Annotated in this window: 5 protein-coding genes; 4 read left to right on the top strand and 1 reads right to left on the bottom strand. The window is 73.5% G+C overall.

Annotation, left to right across the window (positions count from 1 at the left end; genetic code table 11):
* Positions 1 to 171: 171 nt before the first annotated feature.
* Positions 172 to 1,560 carry an argininosuccinate lyase gene (gene argH, locus HW578_RS22980; RefSeq protein ID WP_198373042.1) on the bottom strand — a complete coding sequence of 463 codons (1,389 nt, stop codon included), beginning with the start codon at positions 1,558 to 1,560 and terminating at the stop codon, positions 172 to 174.
* A gap of 124 nt (positions 1,561 to 1,684) precedes the next feature.
* On the opposite strand from argH, the gene HW578_RS22975 reads away from it, so the two are divergent.
* From HW578_RS22975 to HW578_RS22960, 4 genes are all read left to right on the top strand, one after another.
* Positions 1,685 to 2,176 (top strand): TlpA family protein disulfide reductase, encoded by a 492-nt coding sequence (locus tag HW578_RS22975; RefSeq protein ID WP_232479224.1) that lies wholly within the window; start codon positions 1,685 to 1,687, stop codon positions 2,174 to 2,176.
* A gap of 78 nt (positions 2,177 to 2,254) precedes the next feature.
* Complete coding sequence (locus HW578_RS22970; protein WP_198373040.1) at positions 2,255 to 3,448, top strand: hypothetical protein; 1,194 nt, start codon at positions 2,255 to 2,257, stop codon at positions 3,446 to 3,448.
* Positions 3,445 to 4,041 carry a protein-S-isoprenylcysteine O-methyltransferase gene (locus tag HW578_RS22965; protein ID WP_198373039.1) on the top strand — a complete coding sequence of 199 codons (597 nt, stop codon included), beginning with the start codon at positions 3,445 to 3,447 and terminating at the stop codon, positions 4,039 to 4,041. Before HW578_RS22970 ends, HW578_RS22965 begins: the two co-directional genes overlap by 4 nt.
* A gap of 14 nt (positions 4,042 to 4,055) precedes the next feature.
* Complete coding sequence (locus tag HW578_RS22960) at positions 4,056 to 4,670, top strand: hypothetical protein (RefSeq protein ID WP_198373038.1); 615 nt, start codon at positions 4,056 to 4,058, stop codon at positions 4,668 to 4,670.
* Positions 4,671 to 4,797: the final 127 nt, after the last annotated feature.

The following is a 4,797-nucleotide window of genomic DNA, read 5'->3' as shown; positions in this document are numbered from 1 at the left end:
GGTTCGGATAGAGCCGCGGATAGGTGACCTGGTCGGCCGGGCCGGGCGGACGTATCGGCCCGACCTTCCCGCAGGCGCCGAGCAGCAGCAGCAAGGCCAGCGCGCCCAGCATGCCGCGCGCGACCCGCGGGGCCGCGCGCCCGCCGCCATCACGCCGCGGCGCCGGCGCGCTCACGCGAGTCGCGCCTTCCATTCCGCTGCCATCGCCGCGACATTGGCCGGCGCCGTGCCGCCATAGGAGGTGCGCGACCGTACCGAGGCCGCGACGGACAGCACGTCGTAGACGCCTTCATGGATGCGCGGCTCGGCCTCGCGCATTTCCTCGATGGTCAGGCCGGCGAGATCGACGCCCAGCCCCTCGGCCTTCTGCACCAGCGCGCCCGTGACGTGATGCGCGTCGCGGAAGGGCATCTTCAGTTCGCGCACCAGCCAGTCCGCCAGGTCGGTCGCGGTCGAGAACCCTGCGCCCGCGGCCGATGCCAGCCGCCCCACATCGGGCTTCAGGTCCCGCACCATGCCGGCGGTGGCGGCGAGGACCAGCGTCATGGTCTCGGCGGCGTCGAAGACGCCTTCCTTGTCCTCCTGCATATCCTTGAAATAGGTCAGCGCGAGGCCCTTCATCACGGTCAGCAGCCCGACCAGCGCACCCACCACGCGCCCGGTCTTGCCGCGCACGAGCTCCGCCGCATCCGGGTTGCGCTTCTGCGGCATGATCGAGCTGCCGGTGGTGAAGGAATCCGACAGCTTCACGAACCCGAAATAGGGGTTCGTCCAGATGACGATCTCCTCGGCGAAGCGCGACAGGTGCGTGGCGCACATCGAGCACGCGAACAGGAATTCCGCGGCGAAGTCGCGCGAGGCCACGGAATCCAGGCTGTTGCGCGTCGGTCCGTCGAAGCCCAGGGCCTTCGCCGTCATGTGCCGGTCGATCGGGAAGCCGGTGCCCGCCAGCGCCGCCGCACCTAGCGGGCATTCGTTCATCCGCGCCCGGCAGTCGCGCAGCCGCGACAGGTCGCGCGAGAGCATCTCGACATAGGCCAGGAAATGATGCCCGAGCGTCACCGGCTGCGCCGGCTGCAGATGCGTGAAGCCCGGCATCACCGTGCCGGCATGTTCCTCGGCGCGGGCCACCAGGGCGCGCATCACGTCCTCGATCTGGCCGGATAGCCCGTCGATCGCGTCGCGCACCCACAGGCGGACATCGAGCGCCACCTGGTCGTTGCGCGACCGCCCGGTGTGCAGACGCTTGCCGGCATCGCCGATGGCGGCGGACAGCCGCGCCTCCACGTTCATGTGGATGTCCTCGAGCGCCTCGTCGAAGGGAAAATCCCCCTTCTCGATGCGCGCGGCGATGTCGGTCAGGCCGCGTCGGATATCGGCCTCGTCATCGGCGGAAATGATCCCCACATGCGCCAGCATCGCGGCATGGGCGAGCGAGCCGCGGATATCCTGCCGCCACATCTTGCGGTCGAAGCCGATCGAGGCGTTGATCGCCTCCATGATGGCGGAGGGGCCTTCCGCGAAGCGTCCGCCCCATTGCCGATTGGCGTTGCTGCTCACGTGCTTGTGCTCACCTTGGGGGGTGTCTCTCGTGCTGTCCCGTTCGCGCCGTTCGCTGCTCGCCACCGCCCCGGCGCTGGCGGCGGCCACCCTGATACAGGCCGGGCTTCCGGCGCGTCCAGCCATGGCCGCGCCGCATGGGCTGAACCGACTGCGGGAAAACGACGCCGCGCTGCCCGAGATCACCTTCGCCAACGCGGAAGGCCGGCCCCATACCCTGGCGGACTTCGCCGGGCGCGGCCTGGTCATCAACCTCTGGGCGACCTGGTGCCCGCCCTGCGTGGCCGAGATGCCCGCGCTCGATCGCCTTGCGGCCGTGCTGGAGCGGGAGAACATCCAGGTCCTGCCGCTCTCGTCTGACCGTGGCGGGCGCGAGGTGGTGCAGGCCTTCTACGACCGCACCCGGGTGCAGACCCTGCGCGTGTGGCTCGACCCGCGCGGGGCAGCGGCGCGCGCGCTCGGTGCGCGCGGCCTGCCCACCACCCTCATCGTCGATCGCGGCGGGCGGGAGCGCGCCCGGCTGGAGGGCGATGCCGCCTGGGACGCGCCGGAGTTCATGGCCGCCATCCGCCGTCTGGTGGGGCGCGCCGCAGCGCCGGCGACACGCGGGGCCTGACCTGCGGCGCCTGCGTGCCGTGCGGCCGCCGAAACCGGTTGACACACCCCCCCGCCCCGCGTGACGGGTCCGGCGCAGATGACGATCGCGCCGTCCACCCCGCTCCTGCCCGTCCGTCGCCGGCTGGTGCTGCACGTGCCGGGCTACGAGCCCCTCACGGCCGAGGCGCAGCAGCGCCGCCTCGCGCGCACGCTTGACCGCAGTGCCGCCACCTGGGGCCTGGCGGCCACGACCGGCCCCGGCACGCCGGCGCCTGACGGCGTGGTGCGCGCCTTTCCCGCGCGGCTGTCCGGTCCCGGATGGTCCACCGAGGCCGAGATCCGCATCCTCGCCTGGGACGACCTGATCGTGCGCGACCTGGCGGTCCCGCTGCCCTTGCGGATCATGCGCGGCGGCACGGCGCTGGCCCGCCTGCTGGCCGACGGCACGCTGGCCCGCTACGGCCGCGCACATTGGCGCTACCTGCTGTTCGTGGCGCTGCCGGTGGCGCTGCTGGGCGGGGCGGTGCTGGCCGGGCTGCTGGCCGGGCGGGTGCTCGGCGGCTGGCCGGGGCTGGCGCTGGGCGTGGCGGTGGCGCTGGGCCTGGTGCTGCTGGCGGACCGCCGGGCGCATCTGGGGCACCTGTTTGCCGACTGGTCCTTCGCGCGGGACCTCGCCGCTGGCGCGCGGCCCGAGATCGCCGCGCGGATCGCCCGCTTCGCGGAGGAGATCGCCGCCGCGCGCCGCGCCCGCGAGGTGGACGAGGTGGTGCTGACCGGCCACAGCCTCGGCATGGTCCTGCTGGCGCAGGCGCTGGCCGATGCGCTGGCCAACGACCCCGACCCGCCGCGCCCGGCGCCGCGCCTGGTGCTGGCGGGGCTCGGCTCCTCGCTACTCAAGGTCGCGCTGATGCCGCAGGCGGGGCGGCTGCGCGCCGCGGTGGGGCGGATCGCCACGGCGCCGGGGCTCGCCTGGCTGGAATACACATCCCGGCGCGACCTGGTGTCGTTCCACCGGGCCGATCCGGTGGCGGTGCTGGGCCTGCCCGGAACCGGGCCGCGCATGGAGCGCATCCATCCCCGCGCCATGCTGGACGAGGCCGGCTGGCGGCGCGTGCGGCTGTCGATGCTGCGGGCCCACCGCATCTACGTGACCGGCAACGGGCGCCGGTATTTCTATGACTGGGGGCTGATCGCCTGCGGTCCGGGCGCTGTCGGGCGCGACCCCGGCCCCGAACGGCTGATCGGCCCTGACGGCGCGCTGCGCCGCGCCGCACACGAGGCTACCGCATGACGCCGCTGCTCGCGAAACTGCTTCATGGCCTGTGCATGGTAGCTTGGTGGGTCATCCGCCGGCCCTTCGAACGCAAGTCGAAGCGCAACGTGCTGCTGCGCGACGCGATGGACCTGCGGGAGAAGGCGGTGCTCGGCGTGTCCTTCACCGGGCTCGGGCTGATCCCCTTCGCCTATATCGCGACCGGCTTCCCGGCCGCACTGGACCAGGCCTTCTCGCCCGCGCGCGCCCTCGCGGGGCTGGTGCTGTTCGTCACGGCACTGGGGCTGTTCTACGCCACGCACAAGGCGCTCGGGCGCAACTGGTCAGTCACGCTCGCGGTGCGCGCCGAGCATTCTCTCGTGACCGGCGGGGTCTATCGTTTCGTTCGCCACCCGATGTACACGGCCTTCTGGATGTGGGCGATCGCGCAGGCCCTCACCCTGCAGAACTGGCTGGCTGGCCCGGCCGGAATCATCGGCTTCGGCACGCTCTACCTGCTGCGCGTGGCGCGCGAGGAAGCGCTGATGCGCGAGACCTTCGGCGCGGACTGGGAGTCCTACGCCGCGCGCACGCCGCGCATCCTCCCCTTCGCCCCGCCCGGCAGCCACTGACCCGCGACCCGCCCATGCCGGGCCCGACGCGCCGCGCCGCCCTGGTGGGGCTTGCCACCGCGGTCACCGCCTGCGCGGCGGAGCCGGAGGTCCCGCTGCCCGGCCCGCCGCGCGGGCGCGTGGTGCTGCTGCGCGGCCTGGCCAACGTGTTCTCGACCGGCATGGACGAGCTCGAGGAGGCGCTGCGCCGCGAGGGCTACGACGCCGCCGTGCACAACCACCTCGACTGGGCCGCGCAGGCCGATGCGGCGCTGGCCCTTGCGCGCGAGGGGCGCCTGCCGCGGCCCTTCGCGGTGGTCGGGCACTCGCTCGGCGCCGATGACGGCATCCGCCTGGCCGCCCGCTTCGGCCAGGCGACCGGCATGATGGACGTGCTGGTCACCTTCGACCCGGTGCTGGTGCGCGACGTGCCGCGCGGGCCCGCGCTGGTGCGCAACTACTTCCAGGGCAACGACGTCTGGGGCGGCGCGCGCCTTGCGGCGGCGCGCGGCTTCACCGGCGTGTTGGAGAACCGCCCGGTGCGCGGCGACAACCACTTCACCATCGACAAGGACCCCACGCTGCACCGCGAGGTGATCGCGCTGCTCGGCGCCACCCGGCCGGCGGACCCGCCCCGCCGCGCGCCGTGACGCCCCGGCTGACATCCGGCGCACGAAACTCCGGCTCGCGGCCCGGAGTGCCGGACAGCCGCCGCTCAGCCGGACGCAGGCTCCGGGCGCGCCGTGCCGGTGCCGGCGCGCGGCCCGCGCTGCCATC

It is taken from the genome of Roseomonas rosulenta (assembly GCF_016106005.1).
GTDB classification, from domain to species: domain Bacteria; phylum Pseudomonadota; class Alphaproteobacteria; order Acetobacterales; family Acetobacteraceae; genus Neoroseomonas; species Neoroseomonas rosulenta.
The sequence above is the reverse complement of the archived record's forward strand: the minus strand, read 5'-3'. Positions and strand labels throughout refer to the sequence as shown.

Bases quoted from the DNA above. Each gene is read 5' to 3' on its own strand.
- HW578_RS22975 (WP_232479224.1), top strand. From the start codon at position 1,685: ATGGCCGCGCCGCATGGGCTGAACCGACTGCGGGAAAACGACGCCGCG.
- HW578_RS22970 (WP_198373040.1), top strand. From the start codon at position 2,255: ATGACGATCGCGCCGTCCACCCCGCTCCTGCCCGTCCGTCGCCGGCTG.
- HW578_RS22965 (WP_198373039.1), top strand. From the start codon at position 3,445: ATGACGCCGCTGCTCGCGAAACTGCTTCATGGCCTGTGCATGGTAGCT.
- HW578_RS22960 (WP_198373038.1), top strand. From the start codon at position 4,056: ATGCCGGGCCCGACGCGCCGCGCCGCCCTGGTGGGGCTTGCCACCGCG.